This window comes from Clostridium sp. NkU-1 (genome assembly GCA_001312405.1).
This window is the reverse complement of the sequence record BBDR01000010.1, coordinates 1-22,918: the sequence shown is the minus strand read 5'-3', so window position 1 is coordinate 22,918 and position 22,918 is coordinate 1. Positions and strand designations below refer to the sequence as shown.

25 protein-coding genes and 4 pseudogenes are annotated in these 22,918 nt (G+C 40.0%); 18 read left to right on the top strand and 11 right to left on the bottom strand.

What is annotated here, in order from left to right; translation table 11 throughout:
* The first annotated feature begins 48 nt into the window (after positions 1 to 48).
* Positions 49 to 1,389 carry a lipopolysaccharide biosynthesis protein RfbH gene (gene rfbH / locus JCM10519_RS15295; protein ID WP_054740380.1) on the top strand — a complete coding sequence of 447 codons (1,341 nt, stop codon included), beginning with the start codon at positions 49 to 51 and terminating at the stop codon, positions 1,387 to 1,389.
* 29 nt (positions 1,390 to 1,418) lie between these two features.
* Positions 1,419 to 2,330: a LicD family protein gene (locus tag JCM10519_RS15290; protein WP_347844361.1), complete on the top strand. Its 912-nt coding sequence runs from the start codon at positions 1,419 to 1,421 to the stop codon at positions 2,328 to 2,330.
* 103 nt (positions 2,331 to 2,433) lie between these two features.
* Here the strand turns inward: JCM10519_RS15290 and JCM10519_RS30470 are convergent, their stop codons facing one another.
* From JCM10519_RS30470 to JCM10519_RS30460, 3 genes and pseudogenes are all read right to left on the bottom strand, one after another.
* The gene (locus JCM10519_RS30470; protein WP_347844360.1) at positions 2,434 to 2,985 is read right to left on the bottom strand and encodes a BCCT family transporter; all 552 of its coding nucleotides are present in this window, start codon (positions 2,983 to 2,985) and stop codon (positions 2,434 to 2,436) included.
* Positions 2,924 to 3,472, bottom strand: coding sequence for a BCCT family transporter (locus JCM10519_RS30465; RefSeq protein ID WP_347844359.1), 549 nt, complete (start codon positions 3,470 to 3,472; stop codon positions 2,924 to 2,926). The genes JCM10519_RS30470 and JCM10519_RS30465 overlap by 62 nt, the downstream gene beginning before the upstream one ends.
* Before the next feature lie 152 nt (positions 3,473 to 3,624).
* A pseudogene (locus JCM10519_RS30460) lies at positions 3,625 to 3,890 on the bottom strand (BCCT family transporter); the annotation flags it as partial.
* Between the two features lie 412 nt (positions 3,891 to 4,302).
* On the opposite strand from JCM10519_RS30460, the gene JCM10519_RS15280 reads away from it, so the two are divergent.
* The gene (locus tag JCM10519_RS15280) at positions 4,303 to 4,887 is read left to right on the top strand and encodes a hypothetical protein (protein ID WP_054740228.1); all 585 of its coding nucleotides are present in this window, start codon (positions 4,303 to 4,305) and stop codon (positions 4,885 to 4,887) included.
* A 90-nt stretch (positions 4,888 to 4,977) separates the two neighbouring features.
* Here JCM10519_RS15280 and JCM10519_RS15275 read toward each other — a convergent pair whose 3' ends face one another.
* The gene (locus tag JCM10519_RS15275) at positions 4,978 to 5,958 is read right to left on the bottom strand and encodes a zinc dependent phospholipase C family protein (protein ID WP_054740227.1); all 981 of its coding nucleotides are present in this window, start codon (positions 5,956 to 5,958) and stop codon (positions 4,978 to 4,980) included.
* Between the two features lie 294 nt (positions 5,959 to 6,252).
* Here JCM10519_RS15275 and JCM10519_RS15270 point away from each other — a divergent pair, with 294 nt between their 5' ends.
* Positions 6,253 to 7,167: an amino acid carrier protein gene (locus JCM10519_RS15270; RefSeq protein WP_347844358.1), complete on the top strand. Its 915-nt coding sequence runs from the start codon at positions 6,253 to 6,255 to the stop codon at positions 7,165 to 7,167.
* A complete protein-coding gene (locus tag JCM10519_RS30455) occupies positions 7,151 to 7,639 on the top strand; it encodes an alanine:cation symporter family protein (protein ID WP_347844357.1) in 489 nt (162 codons plus the stop codon). The genes JCM10519_RS15270 and JCM10519_RS30455 overlap by 17 nt, the downstream gene beginning before the upstream one ends.
* Positions 7,640 to 7,706: 67 nt before the next feature.
* Here the strand turns inward: JCM10519_RS30455 and JCM10519_RS15265 are convergent, their stop codons facing one another.
* The 3 genes and pseudogenes from JCM10519_RS15265 to JCM10519_RS15255 all read right to left on the bottom strand — a co-directional run.
* Positions 7,707 to 7,946 (bottom strand): hypothetical protein, encoded by a 240-nt coding sequence (locus JCM10519_RS15265; RefSeq protein WP_054740225.1) that lies wholly within the window; start codon positions 7,944 to 7,946, stop codon positions 7,707 to 7,709.
* Positions 7,947 to 8,080: 134 nt separating this feature from the next.
* Positions 8,081 to 8,993, bottom strand: a pseudogene (locus tag JCM10519_RS15260) (AraC family transcriptional regulator).
* A 51-nt stretch (positions 8,994 to 9,044) separates the two neighbouring features.
* Positions 9,045 to 9,248 (bottom strand): annotated as a pseudogene (locus JCM10519_RS15255) (GNAT family N-acetyltransferase); the annotation flags it as partial.
* A 208-nt stretch (positions 9,249 to 9,456) separates the two neighbouring features.
* Between JCM10519_RS15255 and JCM10519_RS15250 the strand changes: the two are divergent.
* Positions 9,457 to 9,795: a helix-turn-helix domain-containing protein gene (locus JCM10519_RS15250; RefSeq protein ID WP_054740223.1), complete on the top strand. Its 339-nt coding sequence runs from the start codon at positions 9,457 to 9,459 to the stop codon at positions 9,793 to 9,795.
* Between the two features lie 71 nt (positions 9,796 to 9,866).
* Positions 9,867 to 10,461 (top strand): annotated as a pseudogene (locus tag JCM10519_RS15245) (ATP-dependent Clp protease proteolytic subunit).
* 89 nt (positions 10,462 to 10,550) lie between these two features.
* Here the strand turns inward: JCM10519_RS15245 and JCM10519_RS15240 are convergent.
* Both JCM10519_RS15240 and JCM10519_RS15235 read right to left on the bottom strand, forming a co-directional pair.
* A complete protein-coding gene (locus JCM10519_RS15240; RefSeq protein WP_054740221.1) occupies positions 10,551 to 10,766 on the bottom strand; it encodes a helix-turn-helix domain-containing protein in 216 nt (71 codons plus the stop codon).
* Positions 10,767 to 10,914: 148 nt separating this feature from the next.
* Positions 10,915 to 11,370: an AraC family ligand binding domain-containing protein gene (locus JCM10519_RS15235; RefSeq protein WP_054740219.1), complete on the bottom strand. Its 456-nt coding sequence runs from the start codon at positions 11,368 to 11,370 to the stop codon at positions 10,915 to 10,917.
* Positions 11,371 to 11,559: 189 nt separating this feature from the next.
* Between JCM10519_RS15235 and JCM10519_RS15230 the strand changes: the two genes are divergently transcribed.
* From JCM10519_RS15230 to JCM10519_RS15205, 7 genes are all read left to right on the top strand, one after another.
* Positions 11,560 to 12,720, top strand: coding sequence for an MFS transporter (locus JCM10519_RS15230; protein ID WP_054740217.1), 1,161 nt, complete (start codon positions 11,560 to 11,562; stop codon positions 12,718 to 12,720).
* A 442-nt stretch (positions 12,721 to 13,162) separates the two neighbouring features.
* A complete protein-coding gene (locus JCM10519_RS15225) occupies positions 13,163 to 13,567 on the top strand; it encodes a response regulator (protein WP_054740215.1) in 405 nt (134 codons plus the stop codon).
* A 647-nt stretch (positions 13,568 to 14,214) separates the two neighbouring features.
* A complete protein-coding gene (locus tag JCM10519_RS15220; protein ID WP_347844356.1) occupies positions 14,215 to 15,204 on the top strand; it encodes a GHKL domain-containing protein in 990 nt (329 codons plus the stop codon).
* A 118-nt stretch (positions 15,205 to 15,322) separates the two neighbouring features.
* On the top strand, positions 15,323 to 15,463 hold the full coding sequence (locus JCM10519_RS30450) for a cyclic lactone autoinducer peptide (protein ID WP_347844355.1): 141 nt from the start codon (positions 15,323 to 15,325) through the stop codon (positions 15,461 to 15,463).
* Between the two features lie 11 nt (positions 15,464 to 15,474).
* Positions 15,475 to 15,699 carry an accessory gene regulator B family protein gene (locus JCM10519_RS15215; protein WP_054740202.1) on the top strand — a complete coding sequence of 75 codons (225 nt, stop codon included), beginning with the start codon at positions 15,475 to 15,477 and terminating at the stop codon, positions 15,697 to 15,699.
* A complete protein-coding gene (locus tag JCM10519_RS15210; RefSeq protein ID WP_054740200.1) occupies positions 15,690 to 15,959 on the top strand; it encodes an accessory gene regulator B family protein in 270 nt (89 codons plus the stop codon). The genes JCM10519_RS15215 and JCM10519_RS15210 overlap by 10 nt, the downstream gene beginning before the upstream one ends.
* A gap of 454 nt (positions 15,960 to 16,413) precedes the next feature.
* A complete protein-coding gene (locus tag JCM10519_RS15205; RefSeq protein ID WP_054740198.1) occupies positions 16,414 to 17,337 on the top strand; it encodes a phage tail tip lysozyme in 924 nt (307 codons plus the stop codon).
* 422 nt (positions 17,338 to 17,759) lie between these two features.
* On the opposite strand, the gene JCM10519_RS30445 is transcribed toward JCM10519_RS15205, so the two are convergent.
* A complete protein-coding gene (locus tag JCM10519_RS30445; RefSeq protein ID WP_347844354.1) occupies positions 17,760 to 18,275 on the bottom strand; it encodes a hypothetical protein in 516 nt (171 codons plus the stop codon).
* A 468-nt stretch (positions 18,276 to 18,743) separates the two neighbouring features.
* Between JCM10519_RS30445 and JCM10519_RS15195 the strand changes: the two genes are divergently transcribed.
* From JCM10519_RS15195 to JCM10519_RS15180, 4 genes are all read left to right on the top strand, one after another.
* Positions 18,744 to 19,037 (top strand): phage holin family protein, encoded by a 294-nt coding sequence (locus JCM10519_RS15195; RefSeq protein WP_054740196.1) that lies wholly within the window; start codon positions 18,744 to 18,746, stop codon positions 19,035 to 19,037.
* 81 nt (positions 19,038 to 19,118) lie between these two features.
* Positions 19,119 to 19,517: a hypothetical protein gene (locus tag JCM10519_RS15190; protein ID WP_347844353.1), complete on the top strand. Its 399-nt coding sequence runs from the start codon at positions 19,119 to 19,121 to the stop codon at positions 19,515 to 19,517.
* 716 nt (positions 19,518 to 20,233) lie between these two features.
* On the top strand, positions 20,234 to 20,494 hold the full coding sequence (locus tag JCM10519_RS15185) for a hypothetical protein (protein WP_054740192.1): 261 nt from the start codon (positions 20,234 to 20,236) through the stop codon (positions 20,492 to 20,494).
* A 28-nt stretch (positions 20,495 to 20,522) separates the two neighbouring features.
* Positions 20,523 to 20,990, top strand: coding sequence for a ParA family protein (locus JCM10519_RS15180; RefSeq protein ID WP_347844352.1), 468 nt, complete (start codon positions 20,523 to 20,525; stop codon positions 20,988 to 20,990).
* Positions 20,991 to 21,328: 338 nt separating this feature from the next.
* Here the strand turns inward: JCM10519_RS15180 and JCM10519_RS15175 are convergent, their stop codons facing one another.
* The gene (locus JCM10519_RS15175; protein WP_347844351.1) at positions 21,329 to 22,450 is read right to left on the bottom strand and encodes an IS30 family transposase; all 1,122 of its coding nucleotides are present in this window, start codon (positions 22,448 to 22,450) and stop codon (positions 21,329 to 21,331) included.
* Between the last annotated feature and the right edge of the window lie 468 nt (positions 22,451 to 22,918).

Here is a 22,918-nt window from a genome sequence, read left to right as displayed (position 1 = left end):
TGGGCTCTGCCCAAAAAAAACATTGGCAGGAAAGAGGAAAAAAATAGAATGTTTGAGAACAAGACAGAAAAAGAGGCGCGGGAGGAAATCCTTTCTCTGGTAAAGGAATACTGCAGCACCTACCACAATCAGAAAACTCCGTTTAAGGAAGGAGACCGCATTTCTTACGCTTCCCGTGTATACGATCATCAGGAAATGGTGAACCTGGTGGACAGCTCTTTGGAGTTCTGGCTTACATCCGGGCGGTATACTGATGAATTTGAAAAAAAGCTGGCACAATATTTAAAAGTCCGGTTCTGTTCCCTTGTGAATTCCGGTTCATCGGCGAATCTGATGGCATTTATGGCCCTCACATCGCCGCTTTTAAAGGAACGCCAGATAAAACGCGGTGATGAAGTGATCACCGTAGCAGCCGGATTTCCTACTACAGTGACCCCTATGATCCAGTATGGGGCTGTTCCTGTATTTGTGGATGTTACCATCCCTCAGTATAACATTGATGTGAATATGCTTGAAGCTGCCCGCTCTGAAAAGACCAAGGCAGTTATGATTGCCCATACCCTGGGAAATCCCTTTGACCTTTCCGCGGTTAAGGAATTCTGTGATAAGTACCAGTTATGGCTTGTAGAGGATAACTGCGATGCCCTGGGAACAACTTATACGATAGATGGGGAAGAACGTTTCTCCGGCACCATCGGTGATATAGGAACCTCCAGCTTTTATCCGCCCCACCATATGACAATGGGAGAGGGAGGCGCGGTTTATACGAACAACTCCCTGTTAAATAAAATTATCCGTTCTTTCCGGGATTGGGGCCGTGACTGTGTATGTCCTTCCGGACGTGATAACTTATGCGGACACCGGTTTGACCGCCAGTACGGGGAGCTTCCCGTAGGCTATGACCATAAATATGTTTACTCCCATTTTGGCTACAATTTAAAAGCCACTGACATGCAGGCTGCTATCGGCTGCGCCCAGATTGAAAAGTTCCCATCTTTTGTAGAGAGAAGACGCCATAATTTTGACCGTCTTTACAAAGGTCTGGAAGAGGTTTCCGACAAGCTGATCCTTCCTGAGGCCTGTCCAGGCTCCAAGCCAAGCTGGTTCGGCTTTTTGATAACCTGCAGGGAAGGAGTAAGCCGGAATCAGGTGGTGCAGTATGTGGAATCCAGGGGCATTCAGACAAGGATGCTGTTTGCCGGTAATTTGACAAAACACCCTTGCTTTGACCAGATGAGAGAGTCCGGGCAAGGATACCGGATTGCCCAGCAGCTGACCAATACTGACCGGATCATGGAGGATACCTTCTGGGTAGGAGTATATCCGGGAATGACGGATGAAATGATCGACTTTATGGCAAAGACCATCAAGGAGGCACTGAGCCTGTAAGAGGTTTTATACCTTTATGCCCAGAAAGCATGGGCGGAAGAGAGGAAACACCCTGCGGGTATACCTTTATGCCCAGAAAGCGTGGGCGGAAAAGAGGAAACATGAAGGAATACGATTTAACGGAGGTACATCAGGCGAACCTGGCTATTTTAAAGGAAATTGACCGTATCTGCCGGAAATACAAGATTAAATATCTTCTGGATGCAGGAACGCTTTTAGGCGCCGTAAGGCACAAAGGCTTTATTCCCTGGGATGATGACGCGGATGTGGCGTTTACCCGTTCCAATTATGATGCCTTTTTAAAGGTAGTGCGCCGGGAACTTCCGGAAGAAATGGAACTTCTTGAGCCAAAGGATTTAAGAGGCGGAACCGCTTTTTATGATTTTACAACAAGAATTATTTATAAAAACAGCCGGACCCATGAGGACTCAGAAGAGATGAGGTTTTATGAAGGAAGGTTAAACCATCTGTGGGTAGACTTATTCACCATTGATGAACTTCCTGAAGGCAAGGCAGCTTCTGCAATTACCCGCCTTCTTCACACCGTGATCTACGGTATGGCCATGGGCCACCGTTACCGGCTGGATTTTAAGAAGTACAGCCTGGTTAATAAAATCGTTATCGGCGGGCTGTCAGCTTTGGGAAAATTGATTCCAATGAAAGCCTTGAGAAAACTGCAGCATATGACAGCGGTCAAGGATCAGAAGGGAAAAAGCAGCCTCAGGTATTACAGCAACTACCAGCCGGATTATCTTTATGTGACGCTGAAAAAGGAATGGTGCGAAGAAACGGTTGATCTGGAATTCGAAGATACCAGGCTGATGGCTCCAAAGGGCTGGCATGAGGTTCTTACCTGGATCTATGGTGATTATAAGAAGCTTCCTCCGGAGGGGCAACGGGTGCCCTCCCATTCCAGCATGGAAATTAAAATATATCACTAAACTGCAGCTGTTAGAAGATGCAATATAAAAATCCGCATTGATCAGGCTTATAATAAGCCATTTCAATGCGGATTTTCTTGTCTTTGAAGTTACCTGCCTGCCTTTATTGCTGGTTTAAATATTCCTTTGCATCTTTAAAGAAACTGAAAATGATCAGGAGTATGATAATTCCTATAGGAAATGCTGCAATGATGGAAACGGTTTGCAGATTGGTCATGGAATTCTTGGAAAATATAAGAGCAATGGGAAACAGCATTAAAAGCACGGACCAGAACAGCTTTACACGTTTATCCGGCTCAGCGTCCTCAGGAAGCTCCTTATAGGAGTAAGTGGAAGCCACCAGGGCCAGGGCATCAAAGCTGGTTGCGTAAAAAGCTACCATGGTAACTGCTAAAAGGATCAGACCCAGCTTTGCAAATGGCAAGGTCTCAAGGATTGCCATGATCGTCTGGTACAAGTCTCCTGTGGAGGAATAAATGCCCATCACATCCAGCACGCCCTTTGTCTGAAGGGCAAGGCTGTAATTCCCTAATATAATAAAGGAGGTAAAAGTTCCGGAGATACCAAAGATATATCCTCCAAGGATGGTCTGCTTAATGGTTCGCCCTTTGCTGATGGCTCCGATAAAGAAAGGAGTGGCTACACACCAGACCATCCAATAAGCCCAGTAAAAAAATAGTCCAATTCTGCGGGAAGGAGGAGGTACGCAGGGCATCGGTCCAGGTGGACAGGCTGATAAAATTCTGCGTTAGGTTCCCCACTGCGGTAATCCCTGTTTCAATGGTATATCTGGCTTCTCCTCCGCCGATCAGCACATAGAGAAGCAGGCCAAAGAACAGGTATGTACAGGAAGCAGCCAGCTTTGCAATGCCCTTCATACCGAAATAAACCGTAACAGTATAAACAATGCATATAATGACCAGAATTGCAATGGTCAATAAACTGGATTCCGGCAGGCCGGTCACCCGGCTGATGGCCATGGAAAGAAGGGGAGTTGCCAGGGAAAACGTGGTTGCAGTGCCGGCCAGTAAAGCAAATACGGCAACCAGGTCAATAAGCTTTCCCCAAATGCCGTCTACGTGCTTCCCTAAAAGGGGGCGGCAGGCTTCCGAGTATTTTTGCTTTGTCCGTTTTTTTAACATGGAGCATGAAGCCGAATGCTGCGGCCAATATCATATAAAAGCTCCAGGGAATAGGGCCCCAGTGAAACAGCGTAGGTGGAAGCCCAGTCCTGCATGGCTCCTAAATCTGTGATATGGGGTTCCCCTGCATAGAGGATCCATTCACAAAGGGAATAGAAGAGGATATCGGCAGCCAGACCGGCAGTAAACATCATAGTCCCCCATTTAAAATTTGAATATTGGGGTTTTCCAGATTTCCAAGCTTGATGGTACCGTATTTGGAAAAAGCTATATACAGGGAGCATAAGAAAGTAAAAAGTCCGATAATAAGGTAGTAACTACCCAGTTCATCGCCTAAAAAGGACCGGATAGCTGCCAGGGTATCTGCAGATTTACCGGGATATATGGTGAAAACAAGGCATAAAAGAATGATGCTCATAAAAGGAATCAGGGTCGTTATCCAGTCCAGCTTTTTAAACAAAGCCTTTTTCTCATTGTGGTCCATGTACATAGCCTCCTAAAATGTTCAAAAAAAATAAAATTATTGTTGATATTGAACATAATACCATGGATAACCAGAAAATGCAAGAATTAAGTGAGAAGATTATTTGAACAAAATGGTTTGGATCTAATGGAGAAGTAATTTCGCAATAATAAGGGATATGCAGAAAACACTTTTAAAAATAAATCATAAAGTCAAAAGCACATGGTATGAAAAAGGAAAAACAAGGCATTGATTCCAACAAAAACACTGACGTATTTGTGAAGATTTTCTGACATTTTGCAGAAACCACTACAAAAAAAATGGATTACATCCGATATAATGTTAGATGTTCAATAAGGAGGATATTATGATGAAGAACAAAGCTCTTATGATATGTGCGATGTCGGCAATGTTACTGACGGGCTGCACGGAAAGCCACATTCTTTCTTCCGGAGGTCCTGCAGAGCCTGTTTTTGAAACTCAGCAGGGGATTGTTCTGGATTGGGATCAGATTGGAAGTGATATGGATGATGAATTCGTAGACAACGAAGAATATCCTATGGCGTTAAGCATCAATTATATGGTAGATAAGGAAGATCCGGAAAAGAAACGCATCGATTTGACACTGATTGTAAAAGAAGGAACCACGCCTGAGGAAGCAGTTGTATTTGCTAATGCAGCGGTTCGATACATAAACGATGAGGCGGCTATGCAGGATTTTTCCTTTGAAAAGTCAAGCGCTACTTCTTATGGCGGATTTTTCAAGGAATATGATATGCATCTTATCGTGATGCCTGATTATGCGATGAATGAGAAGAAGTACTGGCTGGTAGATATGGACATCCCTAAGGGTTCTGATGAAAAGATTGTTCCAAAGGAAGGTGCAGTTATTATGGAGACCACCGCTGAGGATGAGGAGACGGATACTGAAAGCTCAGAGTCAGATCAATAGATTTATAACACAGGATAAAAAACATGGATGAGGAATGGTTAGCCAATCACTCCTTATCCATGTTTTTATTGTTTCGCTGTCGTCTATCTGCTATTGGTCAACCGCCAGTCCGCTGTGGTAGGAATAATTGCCAAGCTCCTTTAAAAGCTTATTGTGATCCAGGTTCTTTAGCGGAACCGGCGAGGTCAGTTCCTCGTTCAGCAAAAAGAACACGTCACTGCATTTTGCCATGGACTGATAGAAAAGATCAGGGAAAGAGGCCTGGGATGCAAGGCGGCGGTTCCAGGGATTACACCAGGTTTCATGGTTTAAATTCATGGTGACAACAGGATCCGGTGGAATGTCCGTAACCAGCTTCCGGGAGGCAAGGTGCGTACGCAGGAAAAGAGATTCCACAAATTCGATGCTGTTTTTCTTACGGCTGGAAGGATCGGCAAGAGTCCGGCATCCTAAGCGCATAGCCAGAATGGAGCGGGATACCATCCGGGAAGTTACCCGGAAATTATTCCGGTAATTTAAGGGATAATAGGCTTCATTGATGCATACAGACAAAAACCCGGAGATGAACTGCAGCTCCTGGCCGTTTAAACAGATGGTAGCCGCCTGATTGAACTGAGATGGCTTTTTCCTTTTGTATTTCATCAGAAGCAATGCATCAATATCATTTTCCAGCATGGCATGAAGCCCGTGATGATAGTTTCCGGAGTTTTTAATATCATATTCAATCCTGCCGTACACATAAGGGTGGCAGATGGAGTCTCCGATGTAATGGCAGAAGTAGCCGCTCATATAAGAAATGGCCTGTTCTCTCTGCTGCCGGGACTCGATCTGGGATAAATGGTTTAAGCAGGAAACAAAAAAATCATGTACATGGTTTTCGTGCATATAGGAACCTACATTGCGGTAATCCCGGTGGCGGAGAATGGGGATATTGTAAAAAAATATATCCGGTCCCTGGAGACCAAGCTGATAAAGCCATCGGTATTTGGAGATTATACGCTTTAAAGGAGTGTTAGGCATATCATTAAAAACTCTGACTCCCAGTAGATAGTGAGTGGTAAAACCAGGCATATTGTTCACCTCGCATTTTTTTAGCAGTTTGCGGTGCAGCCCGCGAATCCGCAGTGGAGTTCGCGAATCCTGCGGATTCGTTCGCTCACGGGCATTCGCCCTATGAATTAGAATACAGAAAAATTCTTACGTGCGAGCACGACAAAATTTTTCTGTATTCTAATTCGCACTGCTCATTGCTTATATGGAGATTATACCACAGGAAATTTTATTTTGTGTGAAAATCATTGGAAATTTTCATACTAACCGGCCAGGTTGAATAAGTGTTAAAGAGAGCGTTCAGGAGCTGATTCTATGATACATCGTATACATGAGCTGGTGTGGGGGCCGTGGCTTTTGGTTCTGTTTCTGGGAACCGGAGTCTTTTTTACGTTAAAAACAGGTTTTTTTCAGATCAGAAAATTCCCCTTTTGGTGGAAACATACCATTGGAAGCATACAAGAGGATGAGGTGGAAGAAAAAGGTGAAGTGACAAAATTCCAGACAGCCTGTACGGCTCTGGCGGCTACCATTGGGACCGGAAATATTGCCGGTGTGGCTACCGCCCTTACGGCCGGTGGACCTGGAGCCATATTCTGGATGTGGGTTTCTGCTGCAATCGGTATGATGACAGGCTATGCGGAGACCATGCTGGGTATCCGGTACCGCTACCGGGACAGAAACGGCGCCTGGATATGCGGGCCCATGGTTTACCTGGAACGGGGGCTTAAGCTTCCGGTACTTGGCATGGTATACAGCTTTCTTTGTATCATGGTTTCTCTTGGAATGGGAAGCATGGTCCAGTCCAATTCCATTGCGGAAACTCTGGAATATTCCTTTGGCATACCGCCGGTTCCTATTGGTATTCTGTTGACTGGAATTGTATTATTGGTGGTTCTGGGTGGGATCGCAAGGATTGCTTTTGTCTCTGAGCGGCTTATTCCTATTTCGGCCGGCGCTTATATGCTGTTTTCCATGGTTGTGATCATGTCCTGTTACGATAAGATTCCGTATATCTTTCAATGCATTTTTCAGGATGCCTTTCGTCCGGTTTCCGTATTTTCAGGAGCTGCGGGCTACCAGATCAGCAAAAGCCTGCAGTACGGCATATCCAGGGGAGTATTTTCCAATGAAGCAGGACTTGGGAGCATGGCAGTCCTTCACGGTGCGGCAGAGGATACGACACCGGAGCAGCAGGGAATGTGGGCCATGTTTGAGGTGTTTTTTTGATACCATTTTGATCTGTACCATGACCGCCTTTGTGATCCTGTGCATGACGGATGGGGATGCTGCCGGTTCCGGCTATGACGGAGCGGTTTTGACTGCCTTCTGCTTCTCAAAACGTTTAGGGCCGCTTGGGGAATATGTGGTATCAGGAGCCATGCTGATTTTTGCATTTGCTACTATTATTGCATGGTATTATCTGGGCCGTCAGGCCGCCATATATCTGGCGGAAAGCTTAAAAAGACGGGGATCCCTTTACATACTGCAGCGCATTTTAAGAGGAAAGGTCTATACCTTGCTTTATCTGGGGGCCGTTTTTCTTGGGTGTATGGCAAAGCTGGAAACTGTGTGGGAATTTTCCGATATCTGGAATGGGCTGATGGCGCTTCCCAATATCATTGCCATTATCTTCCTGATGAAGGAGGTAACGGTTCCTGGAAAAGCAGAAAAGCGGGCGCTGAAAAGCACCCGACTGTAAAAGGGGAAGGGGCCTGACCAGCATAGCGGTCAGACCCCTTTATGATGAATTAGTTGCAAACAAATGATCAGCAATCTCCGGCGTAATAGGAGATAATGCTCATATAATCCTTTGGAGCCGGAATATCCAGGGTAAGACACAGGAAGTTTTTATTTTCCCTGTACTGATGCAGCAGCTCCATCTGGAGTCCATGGTGTTTGTTGATATTTTCTTTTCTTCCGTCCGGGTACAGCAAATGAACCGCATCACTGCATGCATTTACTGTTTGTAAAAAGCTATCCATATCCAAGATGTTCAGTTTTATCATTACAAACCCTCCATTGTGAAAAACAGTGATTATATGGTGACTGCAATGACTTTAAAATTAAAAAGATTGCCCTATCACCTCTACAGGTATCATTATAGTGCAATCTTTTTTAAATAAATATATTATTTCTGCCGTTATATGTTATTATCCTGCCATTTACGGCGGTATTCCAGGGGCGTGCAGCCAATATACTCCCGAAAGACCTTTCCAAAGTAGCTGCTGCTGCCCAATCCGCAGGCATGGCTGATAGAGGTTATCGTTTCCCTGCTGTTTGCCAGCATATGGCAGGCCATTTGTAAACGGTAGGTTTTGATATATTCCACCGGTGTCGTATGCAGGCAGTCATGGAATACCCGGAAGCACTCCCGTTCACTGGAAAAAGCGGCGGCAGCAATCTCTGGGATTGATATTTTTTTCCCCATAATGCTCATGGACATAAACCATCATTGATTTTATTTTATCATTTGCTTTGCTGGAATTCCCCTTTTCTTCCAGCAGAGGACGTGATATCTGGAGAAGCTGGATCCATATGTCGGATAAGACCTCCCGCAGCTTTATTTCATATCCAAAATCATGTTCGGAAAGGTAAAAAGATTCACGAATGACATCTATAACTTTCGCCTGTTCCGGATCCTCCGGATATAAGGCAAAGATTTCTGCCTGGGTTGCTGCGGTAATCGGCGTAACGTATTTTTGCTCAATCCGGCTTCCATGTTGGCCGGCTATGAAAGAAGGATCAAAAATATGAAGGAACTGAAGGTTTTTTTCTGATTCCGCCTGTGGCCTTGCCATGTGAAGCACATTGGAATTGATCATCCCGCCGGAACCTGCGGGAAATATCATTCGTCCCTTTGGTGTGCAATATTCCATTCTCCCGCTTTCCATATAAAACAGTTCCACGTTTTTATGCCAGTGCCATGGAACAAAACCTCCCATAAATTTATCCAATTGGGAGCAGGAGGCAGTATATGGAAAATCTGACGTAAAACCAGGAAATAATTCTTCTTTGCTTCCCGTATGAAATTCGATTCTATGAACGTTCTTCAATGGTTTTTCATCCTTTCCCGATTATAAAACAAGTGACATTAAGAAATGCATTTACAAAGTTTTAGTAAAATAATAGCGTTTTCCTGTCACAGGGTATTCTTCCAGTACAAACACGTTCCTGTATCCGTGCTTTTCATAGAAGGCAGGCGCCTGAAAACTGAAAGTATCCAGAAATGCGTACTTACACCCACGCTCTTTTGCTGTTTCTTCCGCCTGTTTTAAAAGCTCACTGCCAATATTTTGACCCCGCATTTTAATCATTTCTCCTTATTGGCTTATATGAAATTTCCCTTGCCGTTATCATATCATATCCCTCAGCACAATTCTACAGTCCATATAGGTATGGAGGGAACCCTCTCTGATCTATAATGAAAAGAAAAAGCTGGATTTAAGCAAAGATTATCAAGAATTAATTTCAAAAGGAGTATATAATGATAATATATTTTGGGAAAGGAGCAGGTATATGGATTATCATTCAAAGGTAAAGGATTCACTTAAATATATTGATGAAAATTTAAATAGTAAGATTGACCTTGATGATCTTGCAAAAAGAGCTTATCTGTCAAAATATCACTATCATAGGATTTTTCATAAAGTATCAGGAGAATCCGTTACCAGATATATCACCAAAAAGCGGATGGAGAAAGCTGCGGGAGAGCTTGCCCGGACAGACAGGCCGATTATTGATATCGCCCTGGAATACCAGTATGCTTCCCAGGAATCCTTTTCAAGGGCTTTTTTTAAAGATTTACGGTCTGACACCGGGGAAATACCGGAGAATGTATGGCGGCAATTCCTCTGATCAAGTGATCAATCTCAGCAGCCGCTTCAACAAAATCATGGATATGGCTGCATAATAGTCAGGAGGTTTACATGAGCAATCTTATTCCAATGGTAATTGAACAGACATCTCACGGCGAGCGGTCCTTTGATATTTTTTCCAGGCTGCTGAATGACCGCATTGTCATGCTTAACGGCGTTGTGACCAATGAAATGGCAAGCCTGATTATAGCCCAGATGCTTTTTCTGGAATCCGCTGACAGCAGCAAAGACATTCACTTGTATATTAACAGCCCAGGAGGGTCTGTAACGGACGGGTTCGCTATTATGGACACCATGAACAACATCAGATGCGATGTTTCCACCATCAGCATAGGCCAATCAGGAAGTGCGGCCTCCCTGATCCTGGCATCTGGGAAAAAAAGGAAAGCGTTTTGCCCTTAAAAACAGTGAAATACTGATCCACCAGCCGTCAATATCCGGGGGGCTGCAGGGACAGGCCACGGATATTAAAATCCATAGTGACTGGCTTGAAAAGACAAAGGAAAAGCTCAATAAGATATACAGTGAGCTTACAGGCCAGCCCCTTAAAAAAATCGAGGAAGATATGGAACGGGATCATTACCTGACGGCTGAGGAGGCAAAAGAATATGGCTTAATTGATGAAGTTCTGTTATGCCGCAGATGATACCGGAATATTGAAACAAGAAACCTGCCTGCGGAGGGCCTGACAGGGCATCCGTTAGCGGGTTTTTCTCATTTCAGATGATAATCGGATCAGATGATCCGCTGCCTGCGGTATTCAAAGGGAGTCATATGATAATAGCTCTTGAATTTTCGGTTAAAATTAGACAGATTGCGAAAGCCGCTTTCAAAAGCAATATCTGATATGGACAGCCCTGTTGTCCTTAAAAGGTTGGCAGCTATCTTAAGGCGGTGCTGAATCATATATTCCACACAGGTAATTCCTACAGCCTGTTTAAAAAAGTTCATGAAATATATATTTTACCGCTTTTTTACTTTATCCATATGCGCATGGGTGGGAGATGCAGCGTCTGTATTTGTAAAGCATTGATGTTGAAATAACAGGTAAAAAAGATGGTGAAGCTTCTCTTTTAAGACCATTTCAAAATAATTATCTTTATTTTTTTACACAAAGGAAAATCTGGTTCATGCACTCATAAAACTCCGGATAAAAGGGGTGGTCCTGATTCATATGGGAAAGAGGCCGGAGAAAACCATTATGTATGGGCTGGAGATAGGTTAAGCTGTATTGATCCATGAGAGAATATCCCAGCATATCAAGATGAAAAACCAGAGTATCGGAAATATGGGTGTTACCCGGCAAAGGTTTGACTGAATGCAGGGTGTTGGGTGGTACGAAGATCAAATCCCCTTTTCTGGATTGAAAGGTTTCTTTTCCGATTTTATAAATTGCACTTCCTTCTAAAATAATGGTAATTTCAGCTTCCACATGCCAGTGAAGCAATACGTCAGGCATAACCGTTGGTAAGATACAGTGGTAAAGCGCATAGGGTGAAAGGATGGTTCCGTGGTTCACATCCTGTTTTTGTGACGACAGCAAATAGGGTTCCAAAGCAAACTCCTCCTGGTTTTACAATTAAGCCACTTCAATGACAAAATCATACAATGGTATCAGATTTTAATAGTATTATATAAGAAAATACTGATATACCATGTTATAATATCAAAATGTGATATGGAAAGCAAATGATTATTGCACAGCTTTGCCCACAGATTATTACTTTTTTTTGGAGGAAAATATATGCTATCCTTATTGCTCGTCATTATTTACATATCCTTTATCAGTCTGGGATTACCGGATTCGCTGCTGGGGTCCGCGTGGCCTACCATGTACCGGCAGCTTAATGTTCCCCTATCCTATGCCGGTATTATTTCTACTATTATAATAGGGTGCACTGTTATTTCAAGCTTAAACAGCGACCGCCTTATTAAGAGATTTGGAACGGGTAAAGTAACGGCTGCCAGTGTTGGAATGACCGCCGCAGCCTTATGGGGCTTCTCCGTTTCTCCCTCTTTTCAGGCCCTGTGCCTGTGGGCGATTCCCTACGGATTAGGTGCTGGTTCCGTGGATGCTGCCTTGAATAACTTTGTGGCACTTCATTATAAAGCTAAGCATATGAGCTGGCTTCATTGTTTCTGGGGAATCGGGGCTACCATGGGGCCGTATATTATGGGGTATTTTCTGACCGGCGGCATGCCATGGTTCATGGGATACCGTTCCATTTCTGTAATTCAGATCATATTAACCGGGCTGCTGATTTTCTCTCTGCCTCTTTGGAAGAAGAGCCATCAGGAATCGGAAGAGGAAACCAGGGAACATAAACGTGTAACCATAAAGGAACTGCTTGGACTTAAAGGAGCAAAGCCTGTGCTTACTGCTTTCTTCTGCTATTGTGCTTTTGAATCCACCGCAGGACTGTGGAGCAGCAGCTATATGGTAATGGAAAAAGGAATCCCGCCGGATGCAGCGGCAAAATGGGCTTCTTTATTTTTCTTTGGCATCACCTTTGGAAGATTTTTAAATGGTTTCGCAGCCATGAAATTATCCGATAAAGAAATGATCCGCATCGGACAGGGAATTATCTTCCTGGGTATCCTGGTAATCATACTGGCTCAGGGGAATCTGTTCCTGTGTGCAGGGTTTATTTTAATCGGAATGGGCTGTGCGCCTGTTTATCCCTGTCTGCTTCATGAGACTCCGGAGAACTTTGGCAAGGATTTATCACAGGCCATTATGGGCATCCAGATGGCCTGTGCATACGTGGGTGCAGCCCTTATGCCTCTTCTCATGGGAATCATAGCGGAATACGTGACGATCCGGTTATACCCCTATTACCTGATGATATTTGCAGCAGTCATGATCATGATGGTTGAACAGGTAAACCGTATTAAGAACAAATAAGAAATCATCATCATTTGAAATATTGCAAAATAGAAGCGGTAATACCTAACACCGGTCTAATATGTGCACCTGTCATTGCTACCGGTTTTCCTATAACAGATTTTTATAAAGCGCTGCTTGTTGGCATATTATGCCTGACAAGTGGCGTTTTTTTGCTTTCAATAAAAACTCTTTTAGACAATTAAGGTATTCGCGTGGACGGCGGCTTTGCCTTTCTTACTTTACCTGTGTATGCCTCCTGCATCAATATATGAGGTAAAATATAGTATAATCTTTTGGTGGTAAGATGAAATAATTCAAATTGGATGTGCAAAACCCGTCACAAATGAAAAAAATTCACGTTATATAAGGAAAATGGGTAATTTAATCAGATATTAGAAAAAATAAAATTTAGAAGAAACAAATACAATGTGTGAAAGTTATATAAGGGGAATACCAGTACTTGAGTGAAAAGGATATTGTACAAAAAGGGGTGGCTGTTATGATAAAAATTGCAATTTGTGATGATGAAGATAAGGTTGTAAGTTTAATTGAGAAAATGCTATTGGATGTAAGTAAGGCAAATCATATACCTATAGATATTGATGCATTTTACTGCGGAGAAGATCTGGAAAAAGCTATGCGAAATGAATCACAATACGACTTACTCTATTTAGATATTCATATGAAGGGGGAAAGTGGTATATTAGCAGCTCAAAATATTAGAAAAATGGACCAAAACCTGTTGATTATTTATGTGTCAAGCTACGATAGATATTTAATAGAGTTATTTCGCTTAGATGTATTTGACTTTATAAAGAAACCAATTCAGCAGGAGGTTTTGCAAAACATTTTTAGCAGCAAATGAAAGGATATGCAGCAGAAAGGTTTACTTTCCATTTCAATATAAAAATAAGGAGCATAAGATTCTTTGCAGTGATATTGTTTATTTTGAAAGTAAAGGCAGACAGGTACAGATTCATATAAAGCCTGGAGGAATAGAAGTTTTTAACGATAAACTGAATGCAGTTGAAGAACGAATGTATTCAGGCAAGATTCCATTTTTGCGGATACATCAGTCGTTCCTTGTAAATTATCATTACATTGCAGCACGTACAAAGACAAGTGTAATTATAGTAAATGGACAAGAACTGCCTATAAGTGAAGAAAGACAAAAAAAGCTTTGGACAAATTTATGGGAGATTGCTGAAAGATGAAATTAGTGTATAACTATATAGACATTTTATTTGATATAACAATGGCATTTATTACAATGTGGATTGTATACAAATATTTGTCTGCTTTTTTTTGAGAAAAAGAAAAACAGGCTGTCTAATATATTTATATGGTGTTTATTTTATATATACCAGGTTATAGCAGAACACGGCAGCGGAAACGCTTCCATATGGATTTTTGTGATAAATGTTGTTTTAGTTTCACTTATTGCTGTTATTGGTTTTCATAAGGCGGGAAATAAAAAAAGTTTTATATGTAGTGCTTTTATATGTAGTTTGGATGATCATAGAATTACTTTGCTATCATTTCCTTAAATTATTACCGGTTGGAAATATGGAGTTTGTTACCCTGGGTTCGGGCATATCTAAATTAATTGTAATAATGTTAGTCAGCATAATGAGCATAAGATTTAATTCAAAGGATAAAACAACGATCCCAGCCATTTATTATTTACTTATGTTATTTATCCCCTTTAGCAGTGCTTTTATCGTACATAACATTTTTATTTTAGGAGGAAATAACCATAAAATAGCCGTTATGGTCACACTCAATATAATTCTGCTTATAAATTTAATAATCTTTGAAATCTATGAAAAACTTGCCGAGAGTTTTGTAATACAAAAAGAAAATATTATTTATGAGCAGCAGATTGAATTATTGGCGATGAATACGGATGAACAAAAAAGGGCCATGGAGAATTTTTATAAAGAAAAGCATGATCTGATAAATCAGTTAATACTGCTAAGAGAGACTGTAAAATATGGCAGAAATCAGGAGGCTGTCAATGACCTGAATCATTTGCTTCAGATATCTTCAGAAGATGAAAAACGGATATTGAATAGCGGAAACAATGTAATAGATACATTGATCAATTTTAAATATTCTTATGCAAAGAAAATGGGAATTGATTTTAAAATCAAGAGTTTTATTCCGGAAGACATACCAATTCAGCAAAGTGATTTGAGTATTATCCTGGGAAATTCTTTAGATAATGCCATAGAGGCAACAAAAACATGTGAGGAACATAAGAGAACCATCCAGATATACATGGGGGTAAAGAAAGGGGCTTTTGTACTTGTTATTATAAATCCTTACAATCATACCTTAAAATGGGATGACAGGGGGAACTTAAAAACAACTAAAGCAGAAAATGCCAGACATGGATATGGTGTGAGCTTTATTAGAAAGACAGTGGAGAAATATCAAGGATCTGTAAATGTAGATACAGAGAACGGAGTATTTTCCCTGACAGTTATTTTAAATATATAATTAATTTTGACAGCAAAACCGGTAATTATGGCAGGTGCGGCAAATGGAAGTTATTAAGTGATATAATCGGTTTATCAACAACTTAACCATATTAATGTATGAAGAGAGGATGAAGGATATGAAAAAATTAAGTGCTAAAATCACAGTAGCTAATGTTATGGCATTATTTGCAGTGCATATGGTGGCTTTAGGAGTGAGTACTCAATGTGCATATATTTTTCACCAGCCAAAGTTGCCAGATGAAGTAAAAAAAGTTTAGAAAATTTTAACATGCAGAAGCTTGCAATCAGACTAACAAATTATGTTGTATGTAAAGGAGTAGTGAAAGAAGAAGAAAGGAAAGTATATGAGTACGGCTTTCAGACAGGGTTAGAAGTTTCGTTAAGCTTCCTAATTAGTATTTTGATAGCGGCCCTAGGCCATATGCTGCTTGAAGGATTATTATTTTTGGCAATATTTATACCATTAAGGCTTATGCGGGAGGGATGCATTTAGAACATTATTCATATTGCTTGATATTATCTAACCTTACATATACAGGAATTCTGCTGCTTGTTAAACTTATTGCTGTGCCTATGCTATTTTCCATATTGCTTTTATCTGCTTTTATTGTGGCAGTATGGATGCTTTATCCGGTAAAGCATATGAATCGGCCCATAGATAGTGATGAAGAAACATATTTTAAGAAACAACTCAAACGATATTTGCTGATAGATGCTGCATTAGCCATCATATGTCTGATTTTTAAAAAATGAAAAATATTTATTTTTAATGATGATTACATTTCTTTTAATGGTTATTACGATGCTTGTTGGTAAATATAAGGAATGGCATTAATAATATCTTTTTACACTTTAATTACTTTATCAAAGAAATCATTTAGTTAAAGGCTATGCTACAGGGCGTTTAACTAAATGATTTTTTTTAATGTAGGATTTAAGTATTTCGCTCATTTTAAGGTGTACTATATAAAGACTAATCGGAGAAAATTATATTATGTTAAAAAAAGGTCATTATAATTTTTTTGTTTCTGTTTTTAGCTTATAGAAATTGATCACACCATTTTATAACGGCTCCTTATTAAAAAAATTTGTACGAGGGGTTTCTATTTTGGATAAATCTTTCTTTCTAACTTATAGAAGACGCTTCTGAAAAGGCGCGCGACACTTTAGAAGTGCTTCAATTAATTTATGAAAGAAGGTAAAAATTATGGCAGCAACTCCAGCATGGCCTGTTTTACAGACAGGCAGTTCAGGGAAAAATGTGAGCGCTTTACAGTGCTTGCTGACTTTTAAAGGGTATTCTCTCACGATAGACGGAAGTTTTGGTTCAGGTACCAAAACTGCTGTGACTAATTTCCAGAAGAGTAAGGGCCTTGCGGCTGACGGGATCGCAGGGGCGGGCACCTTATCTGCATTGATTGTCACGGTACAGAATGGAACCAGCAACTATGCAGCCAGAGCAGCGCAGTATTTGTTAAGCAAATTTGAAACCATTACTGTGGATGGTGCTTTTGGTGCTAACTCCGTAACTGCTGCAAACAATTTCCAGAAGAAGATGGGGATTTCGGCCGATGGTATTATTGGTCCCACCACCTGGCAGTTCCTTTTTGGTTATAATACTTATCCGTCTTCTGGCAATGGAACGATATATTGCAGTAATAGTTATCTGACACAGAGTCAAATGGCCGTGAACGCCCAATATATCCTGAATTATTTACGCGGTAAGGGTTGGACGAAAAATGCTATCTGCGGTATGCTTGGAAATATGCAGACAGAAAGTACAATTAATCCAGGTATCTGGCAGAGTTTAAAAGAGAATAACATGAGCGGAGGTTTCGGTTTAGTCCAATGGACACCGGCAACAAATTATATAAACTGGGCGCAGAGCAATAAATTGCCGGTTGCTGATATGGACAGTGAATTAAAACGTATTCTGTATGAGGTAAGTGCGGGCCTGCAGTTTTATGCTACTTCTAAATATAATATGTCTTTCACACAGTTTACCCGTTCTACAGAAAGTGCGTATTACCTTGCCTGTGCATTCCTGCACAATTACGAAAGGCCGGCAAATGCTTCACAAGATCAGACACGGGGAAATCAGGCAACCTATTGGTATAATACATTAAATTAAAAGCAGTAGTTTACATAATGTTCTAAACGTAAATAATCGGTCAAAGGTAAAACACTTTGGCCGATTATTTATTTTCCCAATAATTCTGACTGAGCAGATAGAACTGCTGTATATCACTGTATTTAAGCTGAGCCTCGAAATGATCGCTTCCGGTTGCGTGTACAGCAGGCATACTTAGCACAATGCCATCAGGCTTAAGAAAGCAGGAAACGTTATCCGGTATGCTAAATGGGTCCACTGTCCGGTATTCCGGCGATTGAAGCCTGAGCATTTCCGGGAAGCTGGTTTTATCATATGAGGTTATTGGATTCTCAGGGAAAAAAAGCTTTATTAAAAAAATACTTTTTCAAAGTCAGCATTGGTTGTATACAAATCTTTGAAAGTGATTTCTTTTAAAGACTGTAAGTCTATATTAAGGGTGATCAGATTACTGACCGGATATGCGCCGCCTTCGATATAGCTTGAACCCCAAAAAAAACAATGCTTACTATTTTGCTGTTTTGCAGTGTAACTGCGGATTGATAATCAATGGTTAAGCCGGTATCGCCTGAGAATAGAGATGTATCAATTTTGGCAAAGCTCTGAACTTTATTATAGATCAATGCATTTAACGCATCTAAACCATTGCCTGAGAAACTTGGATATTGAATTTTAATTGAGCTGTTTTTATTGGGTGCTTCTGTATAAACTGACATCTTGTACGTTTGGGATGAAGATTTTGTACTGCTGGTCTGATCTTCTGCAGCGCCTGAACCCGGGGAGGGCTGCAGTGATTTTTCACTTGGTGTTTGGGAAGAATCAAGTACGATGGAGGAAGATCCAGAACTGGAAGGCGCAATGGAAGCGCCGCTGTTTTGGGAACAGGAACTAAGAAGGAGCAGAAGTACGGACGAAAACTGGATAGCAACTGCTTTCTTAGAAAAATGTAAATATTTCATGGCGGCCTCCTAAGATAATACTTTTATACAATACCATATCTTATTCATCTTTAGATGACAATTATACTATAAAAAGACAAATTTTTCCAGGAAGGATTATTTGAAGATCACGAAAACAATAAAATGAACTAATGTATTTAAAACCGGGTTTACATATAGGAATGAAATACTTTTTAAAAGATATATGAGTAAAAATCCTGCTATTTGGGTAAAAAAGCTTTTTAAATATGTCAATGCTAAATCAGGGTGCTTTATCTATGGAATAAATTATATGGGGGGAGTGCTTTATGGATAAGAAAAAAATTAGAAATGGGGATAACTGGTATAATCGGTACATGGATTATGGATAAGTGCAGTTTATTAATTCCGGCAATCATTCTATTAATGATATTAATGATACTGGATTATATTTCGGGAATGCTTGCAGCAAAAAAAGGAAGCAATAGAACACCCTAATAATAAAAAAATATGGGTGGAGCAGTAAAAAAAAGCATCATTGGGATTTACAAAAAGGTTAGTTATATCCTGATAATTCTGGTGTCAATTAGTACTGACTTTATGTTACATAAATTTGCTGGTGAGATTGGGGTCAATTATAAATATACATCAATATTTACACTCCTGGTTTCTGCCTGGTTAATTATTAATGAGCTATTGTCAATTTTGGAAAACGCTGGACGCATGGGAGCAAAATTACCTGATTTTCTTAAAAAGATTTTAACCGAATTGCAGAATGATATTGATAATAAATCCGGGTTTTAACCGAATCAAGCAGCGAAGTGGATTGTGAATATCCGTTTGACATTACTCTTTTTTTTATAACTTATATGCGTGGTTTACAATATGTTATCGTTTTTCTTTCTAAATAGTGTAGTCAATAACACAAAAGGAGAATTATACAATGAAAAAAAATTATCAATTCAGGAAATGTACAAAATAAAAGGCGGAAATGCACACTTAAAAATGGATCCCAAATACCGTAAGAAGGCTAATTGCTTAGGTGAAGCGCAGGCTCAGATTCAGAGAGGAATTGTTATGGGTATGACGGAATTAGAGATTGGACAGGAAATTTTTGCTCATGCAGTTGCTTATTATAAGGCGGATATTTTAAGTAAGATCATTCCTTTCATAGGTGATGATGTAAAGAACTATCTTATTTCTCACGCCAGCATAATTGATATCATGGTTGGTGGAGACATTACATACAGATGGAAAATATGGAAAAGAGTAAAAGAGACCTAAAAAAGTGTTAGGTCCCTTTTTTTAGACCTAATATTTCGGATAGATAAAAACACAGTCCATCAAACAAGTGCTGGCAACACTTGGGGAACGAATCTGGCAAATTCGTGTAATTCAATGCGAGCAGCACATACAATTTTAAAGTTCCAAAATTTGATGTTACCACAAGCACCCCGATTACGTCCACGGATGATGTGTATATAGAAATTATAAAGATTAAAATTTCAAATAAAAAAGTGAAAAAAATCATGAAGTCATGAAGAATTAGCTTTAATTCAAGTATTTGATAATTTGATAATACGATTAACTGAGATATTTTTTATTCACACAATTATAGTGAGAAATTGTATTGGAGGAATAGCGTGGCAATGAAAGAAAAAAGGGGAGGCCGATATCAATCAGGCTGTTTCCGGAAACAGAAAAATATCTGATGCGATGTAAAGGAAAAAATCTTACTGATAAATTTGAGTACCTGGTTCATTTCTGTATGAAGCGTGAGGAAATGCTTGCTAAGGTGGAAGAAGAATATCAGGCCCGCTTTAAATGAGTATGAAGAAAAAATTAATAGGCAGGCTCAATTATTAAACAAGTTTTGTCTGGCTGCCAAAAAGAGCACTGATTATCTGGATCCAGTATTAGAGGAAATTAAGGAGGAAAGTATACATGAGTAAGTTTATAACTAAAAAAAGTAGTACAAGAAATTGTGGAATTTTTTTAACTTGTCAATAAAAGACTTTCAAGATGAGTATACCGACCACTGGCATTTGGATTATAAAGGGTCTGGAACTGTGAAGATGATGGATATTTATCCAACGAAGTATAGTAATGTGGTTCGTGTAAAAGTTCATTGTTCTGATCTGGACCAACTGTATCTTTTTAAAGAATCTGTTATGATGCCAGGCCATTGGGGATATAGGGAGCCTATTTATAAAAAGGAAGAACTAGATGAATTAATAGAAAAAGTTGCAAATAGATCTTAAATCTAATAAATACCAGGAGGATAAAAATGTGGCAACCGTCGTAAGCGTTAACAACAACAAAGGTGGCGTTGGCAAAACCACTTCTACTAATGCATTAGGAGAGCTTTTAGCTTATTTGGAAAACAGAACTCTTCTCATTGACCAGGATCCGCAAGGGAATGCTTCTATGCAGTATCACTTATATCAGAAAGATAGTGCAGAAGTGGCAAAAGGAATTTTACTTCCGGAAAAGGAAGATTATCATATTGCAGAGTTATATCGATTCCGGTATCGGGATTATGAGGATATAAGGCCTTTAATCAGGCTACCTACATTGAGAACCTATATGTTCTACCTAGCCAGCCGTAGACATGAACTGACACAGGATTTAGTGGTCAATAACCCGGGTAATAACAATACCATCTTAAAAAGGTTAAATGAAAAAGTAAATTTTAGTGCTCATAATAAAGGTTTTAGTGCAAGAGTAATCGCCAGTGCCTGGAAGATAAATAGTTAAACATTATTAAATTTACGCAAAAACATATATAAACACAGGGTTTCCTGGCACCAAAACAAGGCAACCAAAATAAGTGTGCGAGACTAAATTCTGCTTGCACAAGAAAAAAATACAAGATTTGATGGAGGAATCTGCCCAGATCGTGTAATGCTTAGTTCAAAAGTTGCGGATTTAATGTTACATCATCCGGCTCTATTTCAATAAGAGACAGTACAGAATGCAGCTTATTGTCTATAAGGAGACGAGACAGCTTAAAGGGAGTGCATCCATTCAACATATCCCTGGCCTCACTGTTGATGTGGTTAATCATGAGGGTGACTTGTTCTTGTGTAAAGAAATCAAAGGTATATGACTTTTTTTACGACATGTCTTATGTATTCATGGTTCTTCTCAATCATGCCTTTTTGCCAGGAACTATAAGGGGCGCAGTAATAAAGGTTAGTCCTACGTATATCATTACTGGTATATTCCCGGAGATTGGGATTCTGGAACTCAATTCCCCCATCAGTAAGGATGACAGGGAAAATTTGGCGGAACAGAGCATCGCCAAGAGCGCTGGTAAGATCATTAAAAACCCTTAGAACTTCTTCCTGTGTCTTTGATTCAAGGAGAAAGGCTAACATAAGTGAGCAGTTCCGAAACATTAAGGTAAGCAAGACCTTTCCACCTTTGGTTCCTTCTACAGTATCCATTTCAACTACATTTATATTAGGTGAGTCTTTGAGTAGCATTTGAAAATCTTCATAGTTACGACCAACTCGGAAATTCCGATCTTTTAGGCTACAAGTAGTTGATTTTCGCCGCTGTTTATATTTGACTCGGCGTCGTAAATCAAGGTTTCTAGCCGAAAAAACGGATTGATCAATGTAATGATATAGAGTACGTCTCGAACAGCCTATTTCTTCTGCGTGGTGAGCATATATGTGTGCAATAGACTGACCTTTCTTAATTAAAGGTGAAATAAGTTCTTCCATGTATAGGATAGACTCGGCCGTCTGGTTGATGCCCTCTCTGGAGGAGACTAACAATTCTCGGTAGCAATCGTCGGCGTACTTAGCAGAGTATAAATGTTTCAGGAATAAGCAGTTGATACGTTTGTAGCAATTATTGCAAACATATGGCGGCTTTGAGAGCTTGTCGCATATTACAGGTTTATACTTAGTACAGAAGTCTATGCAGCGCATGTGTGGCTCCCGACAAACCTTACACTTAATACCACAGTCCTTTAGGCATAACGATTTTAGGTCACATTCTTTTCTTAATGAGCAAGGTATTGGAGCAAATCCGATATTTCTTCTCTGTGAGGGCTTAGAATGCTTTCGGACTTCTTTAGATACTGTACTAGGATCTTTATGAATCTCTTTGGCGATTTGGGAAAAGGATTTGCCACACCCTAATCCCTTTTCAATTTCAATCCTTTGTGAAAGTGTCAGATGTTTATGCTTGGTTTTCTTTTTCATTCGTAAAGACCTCCAATCTTGAAACGGGCAGAAAACCACCTAAACTGACTTTAGTATTGCATATTGCGGAGTTAAAAGCAAAGAATATGGAAGTTAATATTGCATACTGGACGTTACTTTTTCATTTAAGGTAAAATAACTACTTTTCCTTATATTAATTGCAAAAGAGAACATATGTTCGAAAAAGGCATTGACAACAGGATTATAGAGTATTATAATCTAGATGTCGACAAAAAGAACATATGTTCTAATGCTGGTATGGAATTAGAGATTGTTTCGTGGCAATATGTATGTAACAGTTAAATGATCAGAAGAAATTTCAAGCAAAATTCAAATTAAAAGAGGAGAAATAATATGTCAAGTACAAATAAAACATCATTAGGATTAAATATGTGGGAAGCATCGGATAAGCCGGTGAGACAAGATTTTATCAATGATAATGTTATTATTGATGAGAAGATAACTAAG